General features: G+C 72.2%; 18 protein-coding genes and 1 pseudogene. 9 read left to right on the top strand and 10 right to left on the bottom strand.

Annotation, left to right across the window (positions count from 1 at the left end; translation table 11 throughout):
* Positions 1–323 precede the first annotated feature (323 nt).
* On the bottom strand, positions 324–1,757 hold the full coding sequence (locus QSK18_RS27165) for a DNA polymerase IV (protein ID WP_285624834.1): 1,434 nt from the start codon (positions 1,755–1,757) through the stop codon (positions 324–326).
* 74 nt (positions 1,758–1,831) lie between these two features.
* Between QSK18_RS27165 and QSK18_RS27170 the strand changes: the two genes are divergently transcribed.
* Both QSK18_RS27170 and QSK18_RS27175 read left to right on the top strand, forming a co-directional pair.
* On the top strand, positions 1,832–2,302 hold the full coding sequence (locus tag QSK18_RS27170) for a universal stress protein (RefSeq protein WP_232813897.1): 471 nt from the start codon (positions 1,832–1,834) through the stop codon (positions 2,300–2,302).
* Between the two features lie 248 nt (positions 2,303–2,550).
* A complete protein-coding gene (locus QSK18_RS27175) occupies positions 2,551–3,963 on the top strand; it encodes an FAD-binding oxidoreductase (RefSeq protein ID WP_285624838.1) in 1,413 nt (470 codons plus the stop codon).
* 31 nt (positions 3,964–3,994) lie between these two features.
* On the opposite strand, the gene mftD (QSK18_RS27180) is transcribed toward QSK18_RS27175, so the two are convergent.
* Positions 3,995–5,155: a pre-mycofactocin synthase MftD gene (gene mftD / locus QSK18_RS27180; protein ID WP_285624841.1), complete on the bottom strand. Its 1,161-nt coding sequence runs from the start codon at positions 5,153–5,155 to the stop codon at positions 3,995–3,997.
* Positions 5,156–5,234: 79 nt separating this feature from the next.
* On the opposite strand from mftD (QSK18_RS27180), the gene mftD (QSK18_RS27185) reads away from it, so the two are divergent.
* The 5 genes from mftD (QSK18_RS27185) to QSK18_RS27205 all read left to right on the top strand — a co-directional run bounded on the left by mftD (QSK18_RS27185) (position 5,235) and on the right by QSK18_RS27205 (position 14,614).
* Positions 5,235–6,452 (top strand): pre-mycofactocin synthase MftD, encoded by a 1,218-nt coding sequence (mftD, locus tag QSK18_RS27185; RefSeq protein WP_285624844.1) that lies wholly within the window; start codon positions 5,235–5,237, stop codon positions 6,450–6,452.
* A gap of 208 nt (positions 6,453–6,660) precedes the next feature.
* Positions 6,661–8,598, top strand: coding sequence for an HSP90 family protein (locus QSK18_RS27190; RefSeq protein ID WP_285624847.1), 1,938 nt, complete (start codon positions 6,661–6,663; stop codon positions 8,596–8,598).
* 4 nt (positions 8,599–8,602) lie between these two features.
* A complete protein-coding gene (locus tag QSK18_RS27195; protein WP_232813902.1) occupies positions 8,603–9,727 on the top strand; it encodes a tetratricopeptide repeat protein in 1,125 nt (374 codons plus the stop codon).
* A 27-nt stretch (positions 9,728–9,754) separates the two neighbouring features.
* Positions 9,755–11,986: a hypothetical protein gene (locus QSK18_RS27200; RefSeq protein ID WP_285624861.1), complete on the top strand. Its 2,232-nt coding sequence runs from the start codon at positions 9,755–9,757 to the stop codon at positions 11,984–11,986.
* A gap of 57 nt (positions 11,987–12,043) precedes the next feature.
* Positions 12,044–14,614, top strand: coding sequence for a tetratricopeptide repeat protein (locus QSK18_RS27205; RefSeq protein WP_285624863.1), 2,571 nt, complete (start codon positions 12,044–12,046; stop codon positions 14,612–14,614).
* Position 14,615: 1 nt separating this feature from the next.
* Here the strand turns inward: QSK18_RS27205 and mftF are convergent, their stop codons facing one another.
* The 8 genes and pseudogenes from mftF to mftA form a co-directional block, all read right to left on the bottom strand.
* The gene (gene mftF / locus QSK18_RS27210; RefSeq protein ID WP_285624865.1) at positions 14,616–16,115 is read right to left on the bottom strand and encodes a mycofactocin biosynthesis glycosyltransferase MftF; all 1,500 of its coding nucleotides are present in this window, start codon (positions 16,113–16,115) and stop codon (positions 14,616–14,618) included.
* A 10-nt stretch (positions 16,116–16,125) separates the two neighbouring features.
* Positions 16,126–16,842, bottom strand: a complete 717-nt coding sequence (gene mftE, locus QSK18_RS27215) for a mycofactocin biosynthesis peptidyl-dipeptidase MftE (RefSeq protein ID WP_232813906.1) — start codon at positions 16,840–16,842, stop codon at positions 16,126–16,128.
* A gap of 71 nt (positions 16,843–16,913) precedes the next feature.
* Complete coding sequence (locus tag QSK18_RS27220) at positions 16,914–17,804, bottom strand: VWA domain-containing protein (protein WP_285624870.1); 891 nt, start codon at positions 17,802–17,804, stop codon at positions 16,914–16,916.
* Positions 17,805–17,897: 93 nt separating this feature from the next.
* On the bottom strand, positions 17,898–18,836 hold the full coding sequence (locus QSK18_RS27225) for an AAA family ATPase (RefSeq protein ID WP_285624871.1): 939 nt from the start codon (positions 18,834–18,836) through the stop codon (positions 17,898–17,900).
* Between the two features lie 95 nt (positions 18,837–18,931).
* Positions 18,932–19,773 (bottom strand): annotated as a pseudogene (locus tag QSK18_RS27235) (mycofactocin-coupled SDR family oxidoreductase).
* A gap of 235 nt (positions 19,774–20,008) precedes the next feature.
* Complete coding sequence (gene mftC, locus QSK18_RS27240) at positions 20,009–21,370, bottom strand: mycofactocin radical SAM maturase (RefSeq protein ID WP_232813909.1); 1,362 nt, start codon at positions 21,368–21,370, stop codon at positions 20,009–20,011.
* The gene (mftB, locus tag QSK18_RS27245; RefSeq protein WP_285624890.1) at positions 21,367–21,741 is read right to left on the bottom strand and encodes a mycofactocin biosynthesis chaperone MftB; all 375 of its coding nucleotides are present in this window, start codon (positions 21,739–21,741) and stop codon (positions 21,367–21,369) included. Before mftB ends, mftC begins: the two co-directional genes overlap by 4 nt.
* Positions 21,742–21,766: 25 nt before the next feature.
* Complete coding sequence (gene mftA / locus QSK18_RS27250) at positions 21,767–21,880, bottom strand: mycofactocin precursor MftA (protein WP_232813911.1); 114 nt, start codon at positions 21,878–21,880, stop codon at positions 21,767–21,769.
* 173 nt (positions 21,881–22,053) lie between these two features.
* Between mftA and mftR the strand changes: the two genes are divergently transcribed.
* The gene (mftR, locus tag QSK18_RS27255) at positions 22,054–22,662 is read left to right on the top strand and encodes a mycofactocin system transcriptional regulator MftR (protein ID WP_285624893.1); all 609 of its coding nucleotides are present in this window, start codon (positions 22,054–22,056) and stop codon (positions 22,660–22,662) included.
* Positions 22,663–22,924: 262 nt separating this feature from the next.
* Positions 22,925–23,290 carry a hypothetical protein gene (locus QSK18_RS27260; RefSeq protein WP_232813913.1) on the top strand — a complete coding sequence of 122 codons (366 nt, stop codon included), beginning with the start codon at positions 22,925–22,927 and terminating at the stop codon, positions 23,288–23,290.
* Positions 23,291–23,338: the final 48 nt, after the last annotated feature.

Here is a 23,338-nt window from a genome sequence, read left to right on the forward strand (position 1 = left end):
ATTCGGTGGCGGACCAGGCTCTACGTGTAAACAAAGTCTGGTCAGAGCAGGCTTTGTTTACACGTAGTCTCCGGCGGCCCAGCCCTTGAGCCGGATGGCTCGCTCAGGCTCAGCTTCGGGTCGTCGACCTGCGCTTGGGCCCCCGGCCTGTGGGGCAACCTCCGAAAGGCACCGTCACTCTTCCCAACGGCCCTACTCTCAGCCCTTTTCCGGCGTTGGTGCCCGGCCGGGCGGTCAGGTGGAGGTGATTCCGGCCGTCGGCAGCCCCACCAGACGGGCGGCCCCGTTGCGGCTCGCCGGACCGGGGGCTTCCCGTTGCGGCGTCACCAGACGGGCGGCTCGCCCAGGCTCAGGTCCGGGTCGTCGGCGCGGAAGGTCTTGATCGGGCCTGGGCCGGTGTGTGGGCCTTCGAAGCGCACCGTCACTCTGCCCAGGCCGGCACCCTGTACCCAGCCGGGGCCTCGCTCTGTGTGCACTACGTCTTGGCCGGGGCGCCACTCGGGGACGCCGGAGGCGTCGGGCTCACCGGTGGTCGTTTCCTCCAGCTCGGCCGTCCAGCCGAAACCTTTTGTGCTGGGTTGTTTCTCGCTCTCCGGCGGAAGTTTCTCCAGCGCGCCGCCCGTCACGGCGGCCAGCACCGGCGGGCTTACGGGCCGGCGTTCGTCGGGCTCGTCGCCCACCTCGGCCAGGAGGTCGGAGAGCAGGTCGGTCTGGGCGAAGTCGGTGAGGCCGGCCACGCCGACGCCGAGGAGGCGGATGCCGTCGCTGACGTCGACGGCGTCGAGCAGGTGGCGGATGCTCGACATGATCTTGTTCAGCGAGTCGGTGGGCTGGTCGAGGGTGAACGAGCGGGTGATGGTGCTGAAGTCGTAGCTGCGCACCTTGATGGTGATGGTGCGGGCGCAGAGCCCGTCTTTGGCGATCCGGCCGACCACCCGCTCGGCCATGCGGCGGGCGTGCTCGTTCAGCTCGCGGCGGTCGGTGAGGTCGCGGGAGAAGGTCTCTTCGGCGGAGACCGACTTGGCGTCGCGCTCGGGTTCGAGCTCGCGGTTGTCGATGCCGCGGGCGTGCTGGTGCACGGCGGTGCCGTGGGCCTGGCCGAGGATGCCGACGATCTCCTTCTCAGTGGCCTCGGCCACCTCGCCGACGGTGTGCATGCCGAACTTGTGCAGGCGCTCCTGCGTGGCCGGGCCGATGCCGGGCAGTCGGCGCACCGGCAGGGCGGCCAGGGTCTGCCGCTCGGTGCCCGGGGCGACCACGGTGAGGCCGTCGGGCTTGTTCAGGTCGGACCCGATCTTGGCGACCAGCTTGCTGGTGCCCACCCCGACCGAGGCGGTGAGGCCGGTGGCCTCGCGGATGCGCCGGCGGACTTCCTCGGCCAGTTCGGTGACGCCGGGCACGTCGATGCCCGGGTGGGTGGGAGTGAGGTCGACGTAGGCCTCGTCGACCGACATCTGCTCGATCAGCGGGGACACCTCGGCCAGCAGCCCCATGACCACCCGCGAGGCCGCGCGGTAGGCGTGGAACCGCGGGGTGAGATAGGCGGCGTTGGGGCAGCGGCGGCGCGCCTCGATGATGGACATGGCCGAGCCGACGCCGAAGCGGCGGGCCTCGTAGGAGGCGGTGGCCACCACGCCGCGGCGGCCCGTGCCGCCCACCACCACCGGCTTGCCCCGCAACGAGGGCTTGTGCAGCTGTTCGACGGCGGAGAAGAACGCGTCGAGATCCAGGTGGAGGATCACCGGTCGCGTTCGCATACCCACAGTTGTACCCAAAGGGTCCGACAGTCTTGGCCCGGCACCCGCGGCGCAGCACCGCTAGCATGGCCCGCATGTCTGGCTCGGACATTCCGGACCTCTCTCCCGAGGCCACGCCCAGGCGCCTGATCATGCTGGTCGGCGTCGACGGGTCGGAGAGCTCGCTGCGTGCCCGCGCCTACGCGGTGGGCCTGGCCCGGCGTTCGCACGCCTACCTGATCATGGTCTACGTGCGTCAGCTGAGCACGATGACGGCGTTCGCCCCCGGCCCGGGCACCGCCGCCATCGAGGAGGCCGAGGACGAGGTGGCCGCCGAGCTCCGCCGGGAGATGACGATGCTCGCCGAGGAGCCCGGCCCGCAGCTCGACGCCGAGCTGATCGAGTGCACCGGCAGCCCGTTCCAGGCGCTGAACCAGATCGCCGCCGAGCGCCGCGCCGACGCCATCATCGTGGGCGCCTCCAAGCAGGCCGGGCACCGGTTCGTCGGTTCCCTCGCCGTGCACCTGGTGCGCAACGCCAGCTGCCCGGTCACCGTCGTCCCCTGAGCCCTCCGGATCCAGACCGGGTCCACCCGGTCGCCCTGCGCCGAACCCCCCTCCACGCAGGGCAATCCCGGCTTCCCGGTCGGGCAGCCGTGCCCGAAGGGGCAGGACCGAAAAGATCGCCGCTGACCTGCCCGGATGCCGAAACCCGGAAGATCTGGCGGTTCTCGGTGCATCGGGCCCTCTCCCAGCGTGCTCCACTTCCGTCGGCAACGTCCGTGACCACCGGAAGACCGAGAGGGCCTCCCACCATGAGCACCCCCACCGTCAACGACCTGGCCGAGCTGCGCGAGCACCTCACCCGGCCTGACGGCACCACCGTCCTGGCTCTGCCCGGAGACCCCGGGTACGCCGTCGCGACCCCGTGGAACGTGGCCAAGACGGTCACACCGCAGGCTGTCGTCCTGGCCGAGACGGCCGAAGACATCTCCCGCACCGTCGCTTTCGCCACCGACCAGGGCCTGCGGGTCGCGGTCCAGTGCACCGGCCACGGTGCCACCGGCCTGACCGCGCAGGACGTCGAGAAGGCCGACGTGCTGCTGGTCCATACCGGCCGGATGAACGATGTGCAGATCGATCCGCAGACCCTGACCGCCCGGCTGGGGGCCGGGGTGATCTGGCAGCAGGTGATCGAGGCCGCCGCCCCGTACGGCCTGGCCCCGATCGTCGGCTCCGCCCCCGGCGTCGGCGCGGTCGGCTTCCTCACCGGCGGCGGGATCGGCCCGCTGTCGCGCACTTACGGCCTGGCCTCCGACCTGGTCCGGGCCTTCGAGCTGGTCACCGGCAACGGCGAACTGCGCCGGGTGACCGCGACCGAGAACCCGGAGCTGTTCTGGGGTCTGCGCGGCGGGAAGGCCACGCTGGGCATCGTCACCGCGGTCGAGCTGGAACTGCTTCCGCTGAGCGGCTTCTACGGCGGGGCGATCTACCTCGACGCCGGTGACGCCGAGGTCACCGGCCGTGTCCTGCACGCCTGGCGGGCCTGGAGCCTGAACCTGCCCGAGCACGCCAACACCTCGATCGCGATCTTCCAGCTGCCGCCGCTGCCCGCGGTCCCGCCGCCGCTGGCCGGCCGGATGACCGTCGGGATCCGTTACACCAGCACCGCTCCCGAGCCGGAGGCGGCCGAACTGTTCGCCCCGATGCGCGCACTGGGCACCCCGCTGATCGACGCGGTGGGCCCGATGCCCTTCTCCGCGATCGGCGCCGTCCACGCCGACCCGGTCGACCCGATGCCGGTCGCGGAAGAGGCCACTCTGCTGAGCGAACTGCCCACCGAGGCCGTCGACGAGATCCTGCGCGTGGCCGGGCCGGGTTCCGGCTCGGTGCAGCTGGTGGCCGAGATCCGGCGTCTGGGTGGCGTTCTGGCCAAGGAGCCGGAGCACGCGGACGCCTTCAGCCACCGTGAGGCGGGCTACTCGTTCTTCGCCGCCGGTGTGCTCGCCCCCGAGATCGCGGCGATCGTCAAGCCGCAGGCCCAAGCCATGACGGCGGCCCTGGCCCGATGGAGCACGGGCGGTTTCATGCCGAACTTCTCCAGCGACCTCACCGCGGCCGAGCGGGTCAGCAGCTACGACGAGAGCACCCGCAAGCGCCTGGCCGATCTGGCCGATTCCTACGACCCGGCGGGCACTTTCCGGGTCGGCCAGGTGGTTCGCCACTAGCGGTCAGCACCGAGGCACCGGACCTGAAGGCTCAGAACCCGGGCGGCACCACGAGGTCGCCCGGGTTCAGCTCGGTCACGGAGGAACGCCCGAGCCCCAGGAGGGCGGAGTCGATGCCCCCACGCAGGATGTCGAGCACGTTCTCCACCCCGGCCTGGCCGTTCGCGGCGAGCCCCCAGAGGTAGGCCCGGCCGATCAGTACTGCGCGCGCCCCCAGGGCCAGCGCCTTGACCACGTCGGAACCGCGACGGATCCCCCCGTCCATAAGCACTTCGATCTCCCCGCCGACCGCCTCGGCGATGGCAGGAAGACTGCGGACGGCGGCGCGCTCGGTATCGAGGTTGTTTCCCCCGTGATTGGACACCGAGATAGCGGTGACCCCCGCGTCCAAGGCGCGGCGGGCGTCCTCAATTCGGGTTACCCCCTTGAGCATGAAGGGGCCGTTCCACTGCGAACGCAACCACGCGACGTCCTCCCATGTGGGCGGTGGGGTGCTTTTCCATGCCCCGTAAGCCTCGAAGAACGTAGGTAGCGGACGGCCCGGCTCGGCCAGGTTCGGCACCGTGAGGTCAGGGAGCTTCCCGGCGGCCACCCAGTCCCACAACCACGCGGGCCGCGCCAGCACGGCGGGAGCGAATCGGACCGCCGTAGGCAGGTCTATCCGTAGGGGGATCGACGGCGAGCCCCAGTCGCGCCCTTCTGAGAACGACCAGTTCAAAGTGAGGACGAGTCCTGCCGCACCTGCGCGAGCCGCGCGTTCTACCCCGGCCATGACGTGCTCCCGGGAGCCGGTCCAGCTCGTCTGGAAGAACGTGACCGGGTTAGCGGCCACCACCTCCGTAAGGGGGCGACTGGCGAAGGACGACAGCGACATCGCCGTACCCCGGGAAGCGGCGGCCCGGGCCACCGCCACCTCGGCCTCCGGATGCACCGCCTGAACGCCGGTAGGCGAGATCAGTACCGGCAGGGCGAGTTGCTGGCCCATGACCGTGACCTGCTGCGAACGCTGCGCGGACAGCCCGGCCACGTGCGGCGCGAACCCCAGCTCAGCGAACGCCCGCTCGTTGTCCTCGATGGTCAGCCCGCGCTCGGACCCGGCGACCAGCGCCTTGTAGACGGGCTCGGGCAGCCGCCGGCGGGCCCGCCGACGGGCCTCGGCGACGCTCTCGAACCACGGATCGCGGAGTCTCACCGGCCTATATTGACACCACGTGCCAATATAGAGCCAGCACATCCGGACAGCGGTCTCGAAGAAGAGAAAGAGCACTCCTATGGCCAACGCATGGTTCGAGACGGTCGCCGAAGCCCAGCGGCGTGCGAAGAAGCGGCTGCCCAAGTCGGTGTACATGGCCCTGGTGGCCGGCTCCGAGCGCGGCCTCACCGTGGACGACAACCTGAACGCCTTCGGTGAGCTGGGCTTCGCCCCGCACGTGGCCGGCCTGTCGCAAGCCCGCGAGCTGAGCACCACGGTGATGGGCCAGCAACTCGACCTGCCGGTGATGATCTCCCCCACCGGCGTGCAGGCCGTGCACCCCGAGGGTGAGGTGGCGGTGGCCCGCGCGGCCGCCAACCGGGGCATCACCATGGGCCTGAGCTCGTTCGCCAGCAAGTCCATCGAGGAGGTGGCGGCGGTCAACGACCGGACCTTCTTCCAGATGTACTGGGTGGGCAGCCGCGAGGTGCTGGTGCAGCGCATGGAGCGCGCCCGCGCCGCCGGGGCCAAGGGCCTGATCATGACCACCGACTGGTCGTTCTCCAACGGCCGGGACTGGGGCTCGCCGAGCATCCCGGACAAGATCGACCTCAGGACGGCGATCCGTTTCGCCCCCGAGGTGCTGCGCCGGCCCAAGTGGCTGTACGAGTTCGGCCGGACCGGCGCCATCCCCGACCTGACCACGCCGAACCTGGCCCCGGCGGACGGCGGACCGGCCCCCACCTTCTTCGGCGCCTACGGCGAGTGGATGGGCACCCCGCTGCCCACCTGGGAAGACATCGCCTGGCTGCGGGAGCAGTGGGACGGGCCGTTCATGCTCAAGGGTGTGATGCGGGTGGACGACGCCCGGCGCGCCGTCGACGCCGGGGTCACCGCGATCTCGGTGTCCAACCACGGCGGCAACAACCTGGACGGCACCCCGGCCCCGATCCGCGCCCTGCCGGCCATCGCCGAGGCCGTCGGCAACGACGTCGAGGTGGTGCTCGACGGCGGCATCCGCCGCGGCTCGGACGTGGTCAAGGCGATCGCCCTGGGCGCCCGGGCCGTGATGATCGGCCGCGCCTACCTGTGGGGCCTGGCCGCCAACGGGCAGGCCGGCGTCGAGAACGTGATCGACATCCTGCGCGGCGGCATCGACTCGGCCGTGCTCGGCCTCGGGCACTCCTCGATCCACCAGCTCACCGCGGACGACGTGATCGTTCCGGACGGTTTCACCCGGTCGCTCGGAGTGACGCCCGCGCAGAAAGTGGTGCAGGCCGCAGTGCAGTCGGCCTGACCGCCCACCAGCGGTGAACCAGCACGGCACCCCCTGATCGGCCCCCGGAAACCAAGACAGTGCGCTGGTTTCCGGGGGCTCTCCAGCTCTGCGGCGCCGGAGCGGGTGGCCCGGGTAAGGAAACCGCGCCACAGAGTGATCGAAACAGGCGCATTTCATACCCATGGCGGTTTCGGACAAACCCCAGTGACCCCCTAGGCTTTCGCAGGTGCCGACCACCCCCGAGCCGACCCCGGCCCCGGCGTCACCGCCCGCAGCCCGGCCGTTCCAGGTCGACCTGCGGGGCATCGTCGACCTCCTGAGCCGCAGCATCTACTCCGGCCCCCAGGTGTATCTGCGGGAACTCCTGCAGAACGGGGTCGACGCGATCACCGCGCGGCAGTCCCTGCCGGGGGCCCCGCCCGGGGTCATCCGGATCACCCCGGCGGCCGCCCCGGGGGGCGAACTGGTCTTCACCGACAACGGAATCGGCCTCACCGCCGCCGAGGTCGGCGAGCTCCTGGCCACGGTCGGTCGCAGCTCGAAACGCGACGTGCTCGACCTGCCCCGCACCGACCGGCTCGGCCAGTTCGGCATCGGCCTGCTGAGCTGCTTCATGGTCAGCGACGACATCCGGGTGCTGTCCCGCAGCGCCGGCGGCGAGCCGCCGGTCGAGTGGGTCGGCAGCGCCGACGGCACGTTCACGGTGCGTGAGATCACCGAGGCAGAAATCATGGACGTCGTCGGTCCCGGTGGGCTGGCGACCGGGACCCAGGTGCGGCTGCGGCCGCGCTCGGCCGGTACCGGCGAGGGCGCGCTGACCTCCGCGGCCGGTGTCCTCGACCTGGCCTCCCGGTACGGCGCCTACCTGCCGGTGCCGGTCCGGGTCGACCTGCCCGGCGGCGGTGAGCAGACGGTCAGCGGCGAGCCGCTCTTCGCGCAGCCGTTCCTGCTGCCCTCGCCCGGGCTGATGGCGCTGGGCCGCGAACTGGTCGGGGCCGACCCGCTCGACGCGATCCCGCTGCACGTGCCTGCCACCGGCACCCGGGGCACCGCGTTCGTCCTGCCCTTCGCCCCCTCCCCCGGCGCCCGCCAGGCCACCCGGGTCTACCTGCGCGGGATGCTGCTGTCCGAGCGGGTCGACGACCTGCTGCCGGAGTGGGCGTTCTTCGCCCGCTGCGTGGTCGACACCACCGGCCTGCGGCCCACCGCCAGCCGGGAGTCGCTGATCCAGGACGACGCGCTCGAGGAGACCCGGGCCGAGCTCGGCGCCGCCCTGCGCCGCTGGGTGGCCACGATGGCCAACCGCGACCCGGTCCGGCTCAGCACCTTCCTGGGCGTGCACCACCTGGCCCTGCGCGCGCTGGTGCTGCACGACGACGAGCTGGCCGGCTTCATCGTGCCCTGGCTGCCGATCGAGACCAGCAACGGCCAGACCACCTACCGCGAGCTGCTGCGCCGGGGCGACCCGCTGCGCTTCGCCGAGACGGTCGACGAGTTCCGGCAGATCGCGGCGATCGCCCGGCCGGACGCCCCGGTGATCAACGGCGGCTACGTCTACGACTCCGACATCCTGCGCCGGCTGCCCGACCTGATTCCGGGCACCGTGGTCGAGACGGTCACCATCACCGACGAGCTGGCCTCGCTGGACGTGCCGCCGCTGGCCGAGCGCCCGGCCGCGCAGCGGCTGCAGGCCCGGGCCGAGGCGGCCCTCAAGGATCTGGACTGCACGGTGCTCGTGCGGTCGTTCGCCCCCGACACCCTCCCCGCCCTGCACATCGCCGACGCCGGGGTGCTCCGCCGGCTGCAGCGGCAGCGGGCGAAGGAGGCCGGGAGCGGGATGTGGGCGTCGATCCTGCAGCGGATCGACGACGCACAGGACGCCCACAACGCGTCCGAGGGCGAGGCGGAGACGGTCGGTGCGGCCGGCCAGCTCTGCCTCAACTGGCGCAATCGGCTGGTACGGGCACTGGCCGAGAGCGAGGACGAGCTGCTGCTGGCCCGTACCGTAAGGGTGGTTCACGTGCAGGCCCTGCTGGCTGCACACCGCCCGCTCCGCGCGGTCGAGCGGGCCTCGCTCACCGACGCACTGACCGACATCGTGCACCTGAGTGCCGGGCTGGGCGCGGACCTCGGCGACATGCCGGACGCCCCCGGGGAGAACTGATCGCATGAACACCACGCAAAGCCCCACCCAGAACACCGGCCGCCCCGAGGGCCGGCCCGCCCGGTCGATCGACACCGACGTCCTGCTGGACCGGGTCGAGTGCCTTCTCGTGCTGGAGGAGTTCGGCCTGGCCGGGCAGCTCCTGGACCTGATCGCCACCCGCCGGATGCTGCTGAAGACCACCTTCACCGACGAGCAGAACCAGCGGCTGGCCACCGCCCGGGCCCGCCGGGACTCCCCGCCGGAGCTGGACGAGGCGCTGGCCCCGGTGGTCGCCGCCCCCGACGACACCGACCCGCTGCAGGTCGCCGCGATCGTCGACGAGCAGCTGGCCAAGGAGGGCTGGAACCGTGGCCAGCGGGCGGCCCTGCTGCGGGCCAAGGCCTGGATGCTGGCCGGCGCCGGGCAGCTCGAGGAGATGCTGAACACCGCCGAGGAGGCCCTGCGCACCGGGCTCGACCTGGGCGCCCACGGCTTCTGCGTGCAGCTGTCGCGCACCGCCGCCCAGGCCACCCTGGAGCTGCACCGCTACCAGGAGGCCGCCGACCTGTACCGGCTGGCCCTCAGCGAGGCCGCCGCCGGTGAGCCGATCGTCATCGTCGAGCCGCCCCGCCAGCCGCACGGCGACCTGCTCGGCCTGATCGACTCGCTGCACCTGCTGGGCCGGGCCCGGGGCCGGGCCTCGGACGCCAAGGGGGCCGAGGAGGTGCTGCGCGAGGCGCTGCAGCTGGCCTCCACCCCGCCGGCCTCGGAGCACCCGGCGGTCAGTGCCGCCCGGGCCGAGGTGCTGCACGGGCTGGCCCTGCTGATCAGCGGCGCCGACCCCGACCGGCTGGACGATGCGGTGGAGTGCGCCGGGAAGTCTGCCGACACCTTCACCGGGATCAACGCCAAGGTGGACGCGGGGCGGGCGCTGGCCCTGGCCGCCCGGCTGCTCACCTCGGCCGACCGGCCGGCCGACGCGGTGCCGTTCCTGGAGCGGGCCACCGCCGTGCTCGCCGCCGAGCCCGAGCACCTGGTCGGCTGCCTGGACATCCTGGCCGCCACTTACGCCCAGCTGGGCCGTACTGAAGACGCCCGGGCGGCCGAGGAGATGTCCGAGCACATGCGCACGCTGCAGAACCAGTAACCACTGGACCAACCCCCGGGAGATGGCATGGATGCCGTCGAGAAGCGCCTCGCCGACCTGCTCGCGCGGGTCGACGCAGCCCCGTTCGGCGTAGCCGGACGGGCGCTTCTCGACGAGTGCGTGGCCCTGGCCGACCAGCACGACCTGCCGGAGTGGGGCTACGCGGCCCGGCTCCGGCTGCTGGCCTCGGCCGCCCGCATCGGTGACACCGACGCCCAGCTGTCCGCCTTCGCCTGGTGCGTGGGCCGCAACGCCGCCGACCCGGAGCGCTTCCCGCTCCAGGTCGGCGACCACGACCTGCTCTGGTACCACAAGCACGTGGTGGCCGCCCTGACCGCCAGCCCGCTGTTCACGCTCGACGACGTGGAGTCGGCCCTAGAGGCGATGCAGGAGCAGTACCTGCGGGCCGGGGCCGGGATGTCGGCCGTCTGGCAGGCCCGGTTCCAGGCCACCCTCGGCCTGGGCCGGCCCGAGCGGGCGGCCGGGATGCTGGCCGCCCTCAAGCGCACCCCGCGCGACGAGTACAGCCACTGCTTCACCTGCTCGCGGGCCGAGGAGGCGGAGTTCCACTACCTGGCCGGGCACGACCAGGCCGGGCTCGCCCTCACCGCGGAGATCCTGGCCAACGACCTGAGCTGCGGCGACGAGCCGGCCAACGCGATGGCGCACGCCCTGCTGCCGCTGCTGCGGGCCGGCCGCCCGGGTGAGGCCCGGCGGCTGCACCTGCGCGGCTACCGGCTGATCCGCTCCAGCCCCGACCGGCTCCGGGCGATCGCCCAGCACCTGCGCTTCTGCGCGGTCACCGGCAACGAGGCCCGCGGTCTGGAGATCCTGGTCCAGCACCTGCGGCTGCTCGAGCACGACCGGCTCAACCAGCTGGCCCACCTCGACCTGCTCTCGGCCGCGGTGGTGCTGCTGACCGCGGTCGAGCAGGCCGGGGCGGGCGACCAGCCGGTGATCGCCTCCGCGCCCTGGACGATCCGCGAGCTGCTGGTCGCCCTGCGGGCCCGGGCCGCCGCCCTGGCCGAGCGGTTCGACCAGCGCAACGGCAACGACTTCGAGAGCCGACGGCTCGCACAGGACGAGGAACTGCTCAACACCCGCTACGACGTGCCCCTGGACACCCGCCCGTCGCCTCCTCCGGTGCTGCCGGTGCCGGCCGAGCAGCTGCACGCCGAGGCCCGCCGGCTGCGGGCCGAGGCCGAGAACCTGGCCGACAAGGAACCGGCCCGGGCGCTGTCGGCCGCCCGCGAGGGGCTGCGGCTGGCCCTCGGCCTGGGCAACCGCGAGCTCACCATCAGCATCGCCCGGTTCGGGGCGCTGGCCGCGATGACCATGGGCGAGGACGAGGCGGCGATCGAGTTCTGCCGGGTGGCGGTGGACGAGGCCGCCACCGCCGAACTGGCCGCCGAGCCGTCGTTCCGTCTGGAACTGGGCGCGGCGCTGTTCCGCGGGGGCCGCGCCGAGGAGGCCGGTCTCGAGATCGAGGAGGCGCTGCGCCAGCTGCGGGTGGCCGGGGCCCCGCCGTCCGAGCTGGCCGTCGGGCACCACCAGCTCGGGCAGGCCGAGGCCGCCCAGGGGCGGTTCACCGCGGCCCGCGCCAACTACCGCGACGCGATCGCCCTGGCCTCCCGGTCCGGCGACCACGCCGCCAGCACCCGCTACGGCCTGGCCCTGGGCGAGCTGCTGCTCTCCCGCGACGACCCGCAGGGCCTGACCGTGCTGGCCGGCACCGTGGTCTCGGCCCGCAACCTGACCAGCAATCCGCAGGTGCAGATCGGCGCGCTGCACCTGCTCGGCCGCTCGCTCGGCGCGATGCACCAGGACGAGCTGGCCGAGCGCGTGCTGCGCGAGGCCCTGCACCTGGCCGACGACGCCCAGGAGATCCCGGCGATCCGTTACGAGCACGCCGACGTGCTCGACTCGATCTCCCGGGCGGTCAGCGCCGACCCCACCCGTCGCGACGAGGCGGTGGAGCTGGCCCGGCGCGCCGCCGACGGGTTCGCCGCCGCCTCCGCGCGGTCCGAGGCCGGGCGCGCCCTGCTGCGCGCGGCCTCGATGCTCGAGCACGACCAGCCCGGCCAGGCCCTGACCCTGATGGAGCGGGCCGCCCAGCTCGCCGCCGAGCGTCCCGAGGTGCTGGTGAAGTGCCTCGACTCGCTGGCCGAGCTGCAGGAGAGGCTCGGGCGCACCGGTGAGGCGCACCTGTCCCGCACCCGCGCCGACCGGCTGCGCACCACCGCCGGCCTCCTGGGCTGACCAAGGCTGATCAGAAGCCGACCACACCCCCCGAGACCACCTAGGAGTACCGCCCTCATGCAGAGCGCCGAGGCCCGGATCGAGCAGCTCTTCGGCGAGATCGACGCCATGCCCTTCGGACCCGGTGAACGGGCCCTGATCGACGAGGCGGTGGCCCTGGCCGACGAGAACGGCCTGGACCAGCTGGCCTACGCGGCGCGGCTGCGGCTGCTGCCCTCGGCCAGCATGCTCGGCGACACCGACGCCCAGCTCTCCGCGTTCGCCTGGTGCGTCGGCCGCAACGCCGCCGACCCCCAGCGTTTCCCGCTCCAGGTGGGCGGTTTCGACCTGCTCTGGTACCACAAGCACGTGGTCAGCTCGCTGATGGGCAGCCCGCTGTTCTCCCTCGCCGACGTCGAGGCGGCGATCGAGGCGATGCAGGAGCAGTACGTGAAGGAGGGCGTGGGCGTCTCCGGCGTGCTGCAGGCCCGCTTCCAGGCCGCCGTCGGGCAGGGCCGGCTGGAAGAGGCCGGCCGGTGGCTGGGCGAGCTGAAGCGCACCCCGCGCGACAACTACAGCCACTGCGAGACCTGCGTGCGGGCCGAGGAGGCGCAGTACCACTACGCGATCGGCAAGGACGCGGACGGGCTGGCCCTCGCCGACGAGATCTTCCAGCAGGGCATGACCTGCGGGGACGAACCGGAGAACACGATCGCCCAGGCGCTGCTGCCGCTGCTGCGGGCGGGCCGGGTGGAGGGCGTCTACGGAGCGCGGCAGCTGCACCTGCGCGGCTACCGGATGGCCCGCGGGAACGCCGACCACCTGCCGATGATCGCCCAGCACCTGCGGTTCTGCGCGGTCACCGGCAACGCCGCCCGGGGTCTGGACATCCTCGAGCGGCACCTGGGCTGGCTGGTGCACGACGGCCTGAACGCCGAGGCCCACTTCGAGGCCCTGTCCAGCGCCGCCGTGCTGCTGGGGGCGGCCGAGCGGGCCGGGGCCGGCGGCCAGACCGTCAGCGCGGCCTCGGACCCGAAGCTGCAGAAGGTGTTCGGCGAGCACACCGGGCCGTGGACGGTGAGCGAGTTGCGCAAGGCCGCCCACGCCGCCGCCACCGACCTGGCCGCCCAGTTCGACCGGCGCAACGGCAACCAGTGGTACGCCTCCCGGCTGGCCGAGGACGAGGCCCTGGCCGAGGTCTCCTACGAGCTGCCGATCGGGGCCACCCGGGTGGGCACCGACCGCACCGACGCGACCGCCGCCGTGGTGCCCGACGACCTGGACGGCCGCCTCACCATGGCCGACGACCTGCTGGCGATGGACGAGCGCGGCCAGGCCCAGCAGATCCTGGCCGCTGCCGACGCGCTCGGTGAGGCCCCCGGCGGTGAGCCGCTGACCGCCGCCCAGATCGCCACGATCGCCGGGCTCCGGGCCCGGCTCGAGGCCGCCGCCGAGAGCGACGAGGTGCTGGTGGGCATCTTCTCGGTCGCCGCCCAGGACGGCCTGGGCGCCGCGCTCGCGATGACCGAGACCGCGCTGGCCGACCCGGAACTGGAGAAGGGCCGCGGGCGGGGCCGGCGGGCCGCGCTGCTGCGCACCAAGGCCCAGTTGCTGGGCGCCGACGACCAGTACGACGCCGGTCTGGCCGCGGCGGACGCCAGCCTGGCCATCGGTCTGCGCCTGGGCGCGCGCGAATGGGCCTCCACCACCGCTTCTCTGGCCGCCCACCTGGCCCAGGACGCGGGCAAGGCCGACCTGGCCATCGAGCGCTGGCGGATCGCGATCCGCGAGGCGGCGCTGGCCGAACTGCCCCAGGAGCTCGTCGCCCGGCTCGAGCTGGGCTCGCTGCTGCAGGCCCTGGGCCGGGCCGAGGAGGGCGTGGAAGAGGCGCGCGAGGTGCTGCGCCGGCAGACCGCCACCGGTGCCCCCGACTCCGAGCGGGCCGAGACCCTGCGCCGGATCGGCCAGGGCTCGGTGGCCATGCAGGAGCTGCAGGACGCCCTGGACGCCTACCGCGACGCCGTGGCCCTGGCCTCCAAGGCGCAGGACTGGCTGGTGGCCACCCGCGCCGCGCTGGCGCTGGGCGACCTGATGACCGAGACCGGCGACGAGGACGGCATCACGGTGCTGGCCGGGGCGGTCGAGTCGGCCCGGCACCTCGAGGACGAGGACCCGATGTGGGTGATCCGGGCCATGCACATGCACGGCCGGGCGCTCAGTGTGGCCGACGACGACGAGCGGGCCGCCGAGGTGCTGCGCGAGGCGATCGACCGGGCCGCCCGGGCCGCCGCCGACGAGCACCCGGCCGCCGCGTTCGAGCACGCCGACCTGCTCGACTCCCTGGCCCGGGCGCTGGTCACCGATCACGAGGACGAGGCGCTGAAGCTGGCCCAGCAGGCGGCCGGTGAGTTCGCCGCGATCGACGAGGCGGTGCCCGCCGGGCGTGCGCTGATGCTGGCCGCCGGCATCCACTTCAACCGCGAGCAGCCGGAACAGGCCCGGCCGCTGATGGAACGGGCCGCCGAGATCCTGACCGAGCACCCCGACGTGCTGGGCCAGGTGCTGCACGCCCTCGGCGACGTGTACGAGCAGCTCGACCGGCACCACGACGCCAAGCAGGCCCGCGAGCGGGCCGAGTCGCTCAGCTGAGCTAACGGCTGCGGGTCACCGATCCGAGCAGGCGCCACTTCCACGAGGGCCGCACGGCCCGGAAGTGGCGTCTGCGGAAGCTTCCCGCCCAGACCCCGGCCCCGTAGGCCGCATCGTCCATCAGCACCGCGGCCGTCCAGCGCACCGGGTCGATGTCCGGCTTGTCGCGCAACCATTCACGGACGGGTGGCGCGACGACCAGCGCGGCTGCGGCCAGGAGCCGTCCCCGGCGTCTGTTTCCGGGAACTGCGGCCACGGCCACGGCTACCGGGAGCGCGAACTGGGACGTCCAGCGGCCGATTCCGAAGAACGTCTCACGGACGCCGACGGCCAGTGGGCGTAGCAGGTCGTCCGGGTCGGTGCCCGCCTTTTTCAGTGCCATCCACGAATCTGCGTACCCAGCAGCGAAAGTGACGGCGGCCAGAACCGGCCGGCGGGCCAGCAACGCGGCCACCGTCGAGACCGGGGCCGCCACCGCGACCAGCGGTGCCACCTTGCCCGGATGCCGCTGCTCGAGCGCCGCGGCCGACGTACCGTAGGCGAAACGCCTGCGCAGCAGATCTTTCCAGGCCGACGGGTCTTCGTGACCGATCTCCACCGACGGGTCGTACCGCACCCGCCAGCCGGCCTCCAGCAGCCTCCAGACCAGATCCACATCTTCCCCGAAGCGCAGGTCCTCGTCGAAACCACGGTGCCCAGAAACGTCTTCAAGCGCCTCTCGACGCAGGATCAGCGCGGCGGTGGGCAGATAGGACACGCGGCTCAGCGGTGCGACCCGGGCCGGCAGGCCACCGAGGTCGAGCACCGGCCGGGCCTGGGTGAAACGCTCTGCGAAGGTTCGCGCCGCACGCCCTCCGGCGACCACGCGGGGCGCCACGGCAGCAAGCAGCGGATCGTCGAAATGCCCGACCAGATCGTCGATCCAGCCCTCGGACGGCAGGCAGTCGCTGTCGAGGAAGGCCACCAGCGGCGTGCCCACCTGCTTCAGAGCCTCGTTGCGGGCCGGGCCCGGGCCTCCGTTGACCGTACGGACGATCACCCGCGCACCGTGCCGCTGAGCCACCGCCGCCACCGCGGCCGGATCGTGCGAGGCGTCGTCCACCACGATCACCTCGGCCACCGCCTCCTGCTCGCCCGCGCCCAGCCCGGCCAGGCAGCGCTCGAGCTCGGCCGCTCGATCGCGCACCGGCACGACCACGGTGACCGTTTCGCGCCGGGCCGGCCGCCCCTCGTTCTCGGCGGGCAGCCCCTGACGCTGCGGGTGCACCAGACCGGCGTCGGAGAACCTGCGGGCCAGGGCCGCGGCCGCCGCGGTGCCGACGACGCCGGAACGCAGCTGCGAGAACGCCTCCTGCCCGGCCGGATTGAGGCGGAACAGGCGGGCCGGAGAACCTCCGAACACGGTTCCGTCCGGTTTGACCACGACTTCCGGATCCAGCTCGACCGACATGCCCACGGGCAGCCCGGTACTGCTCCGGCCGCTCTTCCCCACGCTGGTCACGGGGGAAACTCTAGAGGCCCAGCTTCCCGTACGGCGGATCCCAGGCCAGTACCTGCGTGTGCAATCCGTCGATCAGCCGCTGGAGCACCCTTTCGCCCTCTTCGGCACTGGCTCCGGCCGGGTCGCCGAGCACGCCGTTGGGGCTCACCGACTTCACTCCCCCGGCACGTAACCGCCCGATCAGTTCCCGCACCGGCGTGGTGTCTCCCGCCTCGGCCCGCTCCAGGTCGACCAGGTGGGGCTGCAGGGCCAGCTGCAGCGAGGTCTCGGTGCGCCCGGCGTGGGCGTCCCCGTCCCACATCGCCATCCACAGCAGCACGTCTCTGGACTCGGCCCGCAACTGCCGCACGGCCTTCACCGCGGGCACCGCGTTGCCGCCGTGGGCATTGACGAAGATCTGCCGCCGGTAGGTCTCGCCCGCCGAGCGCCCCAGCTCCAGCAGCATCAGCTCGAGGGCCTCCTGGCCGATCGACAGCGTGCCCGGGAACCCGGCGTGCTCGCCGCTCGACCCGTACCCGACCGCCGGCGCCACCGCCACCTGCCCCATCCGCTCGGCCAGCCCGACCGCGACCGCCACCGCCACGTCGCGGTCGGTGCCCAGCGGCAGGTGCGGGCCGTGCTGCTCGGTCGAGCCGATCGGGATCGCGATGATGCCGTCGCCCGCCGCGTGCTCGGCGATCTCCGGGCTGGTCATCGCGGCGAGGTCCAGATAGCCAAGGTGAGCCACCCGGCGAACCCTACGCGGCACCTCCGGGCCACTGTTCGCCAGGTCTTCGTCAGGTCTTCGTCAGGTCTTCGTCAAGCTCGGAAGATCTGGGCCAGCGCAGGTGCTACCTGGCGGTGGCCGCGCACCGGGAACATCCGGCCACGCCCCAGAAGAGCCAACTCACGGCCCAGTTCCTCGTCCTTCTCACCGGCCGCGTCGAGCAGCACGTCGAGCCGGGGCAGGAGCGCGGCCGGCCCCCGGGGATCGGGCCCGGCGTTGTGCACGCAGTCCGACAGCAGCAGCACCCGGGCCTCCGGGTTGGGGCGTTTGGCAAGCTCGGCCGCCGCCAGCTGCAGAGGGAACCCGACGTTGGTCAGGCCCCGGGCCGGCAGCCGGAGCAGGTCGTCGAGCAGCTTCTGAGCCACGAAGGGTTGCCCCATCGGCAGCACGATCGAGCAGTCCGACCAGAACGCGATGACTCCCACGTCGTCGTTGCCCAGTTCTCCGGCCAGCGCGCCCACAGTGGCGGCGGCGGTGCGGATGCGTTCGCCGCGCATCGAGCCGGAAACGTCCACCACCAGCTCGACCGAGCGCCGGCGGCGCACCCGCTCGCGAACGACGATGTCCTCGTCCTCCGGAAACGGCTTCTCCGCTAGGACTTCGAGGGTGCGGTCCAGATCGATCTCGTCGGCGCCCTCCCGGTAGCGCACGCTCACCAGCTCGCCGCTGCCCCGTCTGCGGCCCCGGCCCCGGGCCGGCCGGTGCAGCGAGAGCCGCGCCGCGATCTGCCGGGCCCGCTCCTTGACCGCGTCCTGCTCCTCGTCCTGCTCCTGCGGCTCCAGCGGGACGAGTTCCCCCGCGTCGTCGGTATCGCCCGGCCCGCTCGAGCCTTTCGCCCGACCGGCCTTGGCCGCAGCCTTGGTTCCCCGCCCCAGCGACTGCAGCACCAGCCCGTCACCGTTGCCGGCGATGCTGAAAACCATGGGCTCAGCGCGGAGTTGTTTGGGTTTACGGCGCAGAGGACGTCGGCCCGGCCGGTCGGGTCTCTCGACCGGCGAGTCCGCGTCGACTGCTCTTCAACCCGGCTGGGCCGCCGCCGGGGTGAGGATGAACCGGTCTTCCCAGATCTGGCGCAGCACCCGCTCGGGGGTGGTCTCGGCGGCCTCGTCCAGATGGATCCGGCCGGAGAGCGCCACCGTCATGGCATCGAGAACCAGCCGCGGATAGGCGCTCTCGGGATCGAGCCGGGTGGTCGAGTCCGCCGCCTCGGACACCCCGCGCAGGGCGGCCAGCTGGTTGGCCACCAGCACCACGTCGATCGCGCCGCGCACACTGCTGCCCTGCCGCAGATCCGGATGCCGACGGGTGGCCCGGTTCACCCACACCGAGTCGGCCACCAGCAACGCCCCGAGTTCCGCCCCCTGGCCGGTGCGCAGGTCGACGATGCCGATCTCGGCCGCCTCGTCCTGGTAGTCCACCGCCAGGCGGCACAGCCGGTCGGTGATCGAGCTGGAGAGCCGGGTGGTGCCGACATTGTCGTAGGGGTTCATCGAGGCGATCAGCCGGAAGGTGGGCTGCGCCACCACCTGCCCGGCCCGCGGCACGGTGACGCGCCGCTCGGCCAGGGCCGCCAGCAGCGTGTTCAGGGTGTCGTCGGGAGCGCGGTTGAACTCCTCGAGATACAGGAACCCGCCCTGCTGCATGGCTTCCAGCAGCGGCCCGGGCACGAAATTGCCCTGCGAATAGTCTTCTTTCAGCACCCGCGCCGGGTTGTGGTGCCCCACCAGCTTGGCCGGGGTGAGATCGGCGTTGCCCTCGACGTAGAACAGCGGGATGCCCCACTCGTCGGCGATCGCCCGCAGCAGCGTGGTCTTCCCGGTGCCGGGCGGGCCCTCCAGCACGATGTCCCGTCCTGCGGCCACCGCCGACAGCACCAGCTCGAGTTCGTGCTCGCGGCCGACCAGATGCTTGGCCACCCGGTCGCGGGTGCGGGCCACGTCGGGGATCTGGGTCACGTGCTGCGGTCCTCACTGTCGGGGGCGAACAATGGACGATTGTCCCGCCTCCCGGCCACCCGCACGACGGTGGGTGGCCGGGTCGTGGTCGGAATTCAGAGCTGGGTGGTCCCGGCGTCCACGGTCATCGCCAGCGCGGTGACGTAGCGGGACTCGTCGGAGGCCAGGAAGAGCACCGCGTTGGACTGGTCCTCGGGCTGGGTCACGTCGACCGGCAGCATGTTGCCCATCATCACCCCGACCCGCGGGTTCTTCTCCAGCAAGGGGCCGAAGGCGCCGCCCATCGCGCCCATCGGGGTCTCCACCCCGGTCGGGTGCAGGCTGTTCTCCCCCAGCCCTAGGGGGCCGGGAGGTGCCCCCACCTGATGTGGTGCATCGCCAGCTCGGCGGCCAGCGCCCGGGCCAGGCCGGTGACGGCGTGCTTGCTGGCCACGTAGGGCGCCAGGAACGGCAGACCGACCAGTCCGGCCGCCGAGCTGGTCAGCACGATCGAACCGCCGCCGGCCGCGATCAGGTGAGGTGCCCCGGCCCGCACGGTGTTCCAGGTGCCGGTGATGTTGATGTCCAGCGTGTCCTGCCAGATCTGGGGGGTCACCTGGTCCCATGCGGCGACGTGGCAGATGCCGGCGTTACCGACGACGACGTCGAGCTTGCCGAGCTGGGCCACCCCGTCGTCGACGGCCTGGGTGAGCGCCGCCGCGTCGCGGGTGTCGACCACCGCGGAGACGATGCGCCGGTCCAGGGCCTCGACCTGGCGCACGGTCTCGGCCAGGTCTTCGGGAGTGGCGGCCGGATAGGCCAGATCGGGGACCGGACCGCAGAGGTCGACCGCGATGATGTCCGCGCCCTCGGCAGCCAGCCGGAGCGCGTGGCTGCGGCCCTGGCCGCGGGCCGCCCCGGTGATCAGAGCTACTTTGCCTTCGACACGTCCTGCCATGAGTGAGCACCTCTCCAACAACATTGTCAGTGAATGGCTGCTGCATCCCCTGGGCACCATTAGTAGACCCGTCACCTGTCGGACGGACCCCCTCTGGCGACGAAAGGCCTGTGACCTCGATCTCATTCACCACAGTGATACTCGTTGTCGCACAAGCTTTTTGGGCTCCGGCAAAACGGCAGCGCGCGATTCCCCTCCGGTTCGGAAAGGAATCGCGCGCTGCTGGTGACTTACCTCAGGCGGGCCGGGCCCCGGTCTCCAGACCGGCCGGGCCGAAGCCGCTGAGCGGGCTCTCGTCACACCCTCTCGACGGCGGCCGGGCGACCGCCGCGCTGGGATCGAAGCCGGCGAGCGGGTTCTCGTCGCACCCACGGGCCGGCGGCGCCGAGACCACCCCGGCAACCGGGCGCATCCCCAACGCCAGGGCGACCGGCTTGTTCTTCTGACTGCGCAGGGGGTTCTTGTGCGAGTGGTCGAGGCTCGGCTTCGGGATCTCGCCCTGCACCGCGTCCAGGGCCGCCTCACCGAAACCGCGCACGCACTCCGGGTCGGGCCCGTCCAGCGGCAGACCGGTGAAGAACTTGGCCGCCATGCAGCCGCCCCGGCAGGAGTCGAAGAACTGGCAGGACGAGCACGCCCCGCCGCTCTGCGGCTGCCGAAGCTCCTGGAACAGCTCCGACTTCTGCCAGACCTGCTTGAAACCGCCCTCGTCGCGCACGTTCCCGGCGAGGAACTCGTCGTGGATCGCGAACGGGCAGGCGTACACGTCGCCCACCGGGTCGATCAGGCAGACCACCCGGCCGGCCCCGCACAGGTTCAGCCCGGGCAGCGCACCACCGAAAGCGGCCAGGTGGAAGAAGGAGTCACCGGTGAGGACCTGGTCACCGTTGGCCACCAGCCAGTCGTACAGCTGCTTCTGCTGGGGGGCGAGCAGGTGCAGCTCGTCCCAGACGTCCGCGCCCCGGCCCGAAGGCCGCAGCCGGGTCAGCCGCAGCTGCGCCCCGTAGCGGTCGGCGATCGCCTTGAACTCGTCCAGCTGGCCCACGTTCTGGCGGGTGACCACCACGGACAGCTTGAACCCGGTGAACCCGGCGTCGGCCATGTTCTGCATGGCCCGCATCGCCGTGTCGTAACTGCCCGCGCCCCGGACATAGTCGTTGACCTCGGCGGTCGCGCCGTCCAGGGAGATCTGGACGTCCACGTAGTCGGAGCCGGCCAGGCGCTGGGCCACCTCGGGGGTGATCCGCACGCCGTTGGTGGAGAACTTCACGCCCACGTGGTGCTCGGTGGCGTAGTCGACCAGGTGCCAGAAGTCCGGCCGCACGGTCGGCTCGCCGCCGCCGATGTTGACGTAGAAGACCTGCATCCGCTCCAGCTCGTCGATCACCGCCTCGGCCTCGGCGGTGGTCAGCTCCCGCGGGTCGCGCCGGCCCGACGAGGACAGGCAGTGCACGCAGGCGAGATTGCAGGCGTAGGTGAGTTCCCAGGTCAGGCAGATCGGCGCGTCCAGCCCGAGGGCGAACTTGTCGACCAGCCGGCCGGGAGAAGGGATCGGCGCGGCGGGGGTGAGGTTCGCCGGTTCGAGTACGGCCGTCATGCAGGCTCCTGTCCGGACGTCGTGCTGCGGGGACGGATCAGGTCGCCCGCCGCGAGAGAGGCCAGCGCCCGGCCCAGAGCAGGCAGGTGCGTCGGGTGGGCCCCCGCCGCCAGACACGCCGAGCGCGCGTCCGGGGCGGTGGCCAGGCCGTTGACGATGTCCAGTAGTTGACGGGTCTTCAGGAACGACAGACGCCGATTCCCGAAGTGGTACATCAGGGCACCGAAGGGCTCCGGCCGCACCGAGACGCTGGGATGCAGCTCCCAGGCCTGGTCCAGCAGGTCCGTCTCCAGCCCGGGGGCCGGTGCCGGGGGCGGCACCGACATCCGGTCCGGGTGGGCCGGGTGGGTCAGGCTGGTCGGGGTGGTCATCGCCTGGTCCTCAGCCGGCCGGCGATCAGTAGACGCCGCACATCCCGTCGATCGAGACCTCTTCGACCAGCAGGTCCTCGACGCCGACGGCCTCCTGGGACTCGACGACCTGGTCCTGCGGCGCGCTCGTGCTGTTCATCGGAACGACCTCTCTTCGACGGTGATGAGCTGGTGACGGGAGTTTATGACACTGCGTGTCGTAAACGTCAAGAGTGACGACCACCCGCAGGAGAACACACCGGTGATTGAATGACACTGCAGACCGGATGCGTCAGTGCCGCACCTGGCACCACCCGAGAAGGAGAGCGGCCGATGGCCACCGGGCCCGCCAGTGAGACCCGCAGCGGGCGCCCCCGCGCCACCAGCCGCGCCACCCTGGAACGGATCGCCCTGCAGCTGTTCGCCGAGCAGGGCTTCGACGCCACCACGGTCGAGCAGATCGCCGAACGGGCCGGAGTCAGCCGGCGCACCTTCTTCCGCTACTTCGACACCAAGGCCGACGTGCTCTGGTCGGAGTTCGACGCCGAGGTGGCCACCCTGCACCGTCTGCTCGCCGAGACCCCGCCCGACGTTCCGCTGACCGAGGCGATCCGCCGGGCCGTGCTCACCGCCAACCACTACGGCGTCGACGACGTGGCCGGCCTGCGCACCCGCATGCAGGTGATCACCGGCATCCCCGCCCTGCAGGCCTCGTCCGCCTCGCACTACGACAACTGGGCCGGCGCCCTGGCCGAGTTCGCCGCCCGCCGGCTGGGCCAGCAGCCCCGCGACCTGATCCCCCAGGCCATCGGCTTCAGCGCCCTCGGGGTGTGCCGGGCCGCGTTCGACCAGTGGGTCGCCCGCCGCGACGCCGACCTGATCAACTACCTGGACATCGCCCTCACCGCCTGGAAGTCCGGCTTCGGCGATCTGGACCGCTGAACCACCGCTGCACCCTCCGCGACTGCTCACCGTGCGTTTCTTAACCCTCCAGCGGGCCGATGGGCCGTCCTGCATACGCAGCGGCACCCTATCCGTACGGTGGGTCACCATCTCGGGACGGAGGGTGAAATGCCCACCCTCTTTTGTCGCCCCTGTCGTAATTGGAACCAAAATCTGAGTCAAGCGAGCTGTAACGCTTCCTCCACCCGCTGCGATGCAAGCGGGCGACGGTCCCCTCTGCAGTAGCGCGAAGGGTTCATTCATGTCTCTGGCCATGCCCTATCCGGCTCGACGTCGCGCCAAGTCCAAGCAGCAGTCCGCCCCGCCCCCAGGCGTGCCGGTGGCCACACCGGCCGCCGGTCACGACTCCGACCACGGCGCGATGCCTCCGGGGGTCCTCCCCACGGATCAGGTCTGGCACGTAGGCCTGTCGTTGCCCGGGATGTTCCCGTTCCGGGAAGCAAGCTGCCCCTGCGCCAAGGCGGCGTGCGGGCTCGTGGTCCCCGACCCCGCCGTCGAATGCCTCGTGCACACCGACGGCGCCCGCTTCCTGCAGGTGCACTCCGCCGCCGACTGCGGGTTCCCCCGCACCGGCTGGCGTCGCAAGCGCCGCCACAACCAGCACTGACGCCGGCCGGCGGCCGTTGAAGGCCGATCTGACCGTCGGGCCCCGGAA

Source organism: Kineosporia sp. NBRC 101677, assembly GCF_030269265.1.
Taxonomy (GTDB): Bacteria; Actinomycetota; Actinomycetes; order Actinomycetales; family Kineosporiaceae; genus Kineosporia; species Kineosporia rhizophila.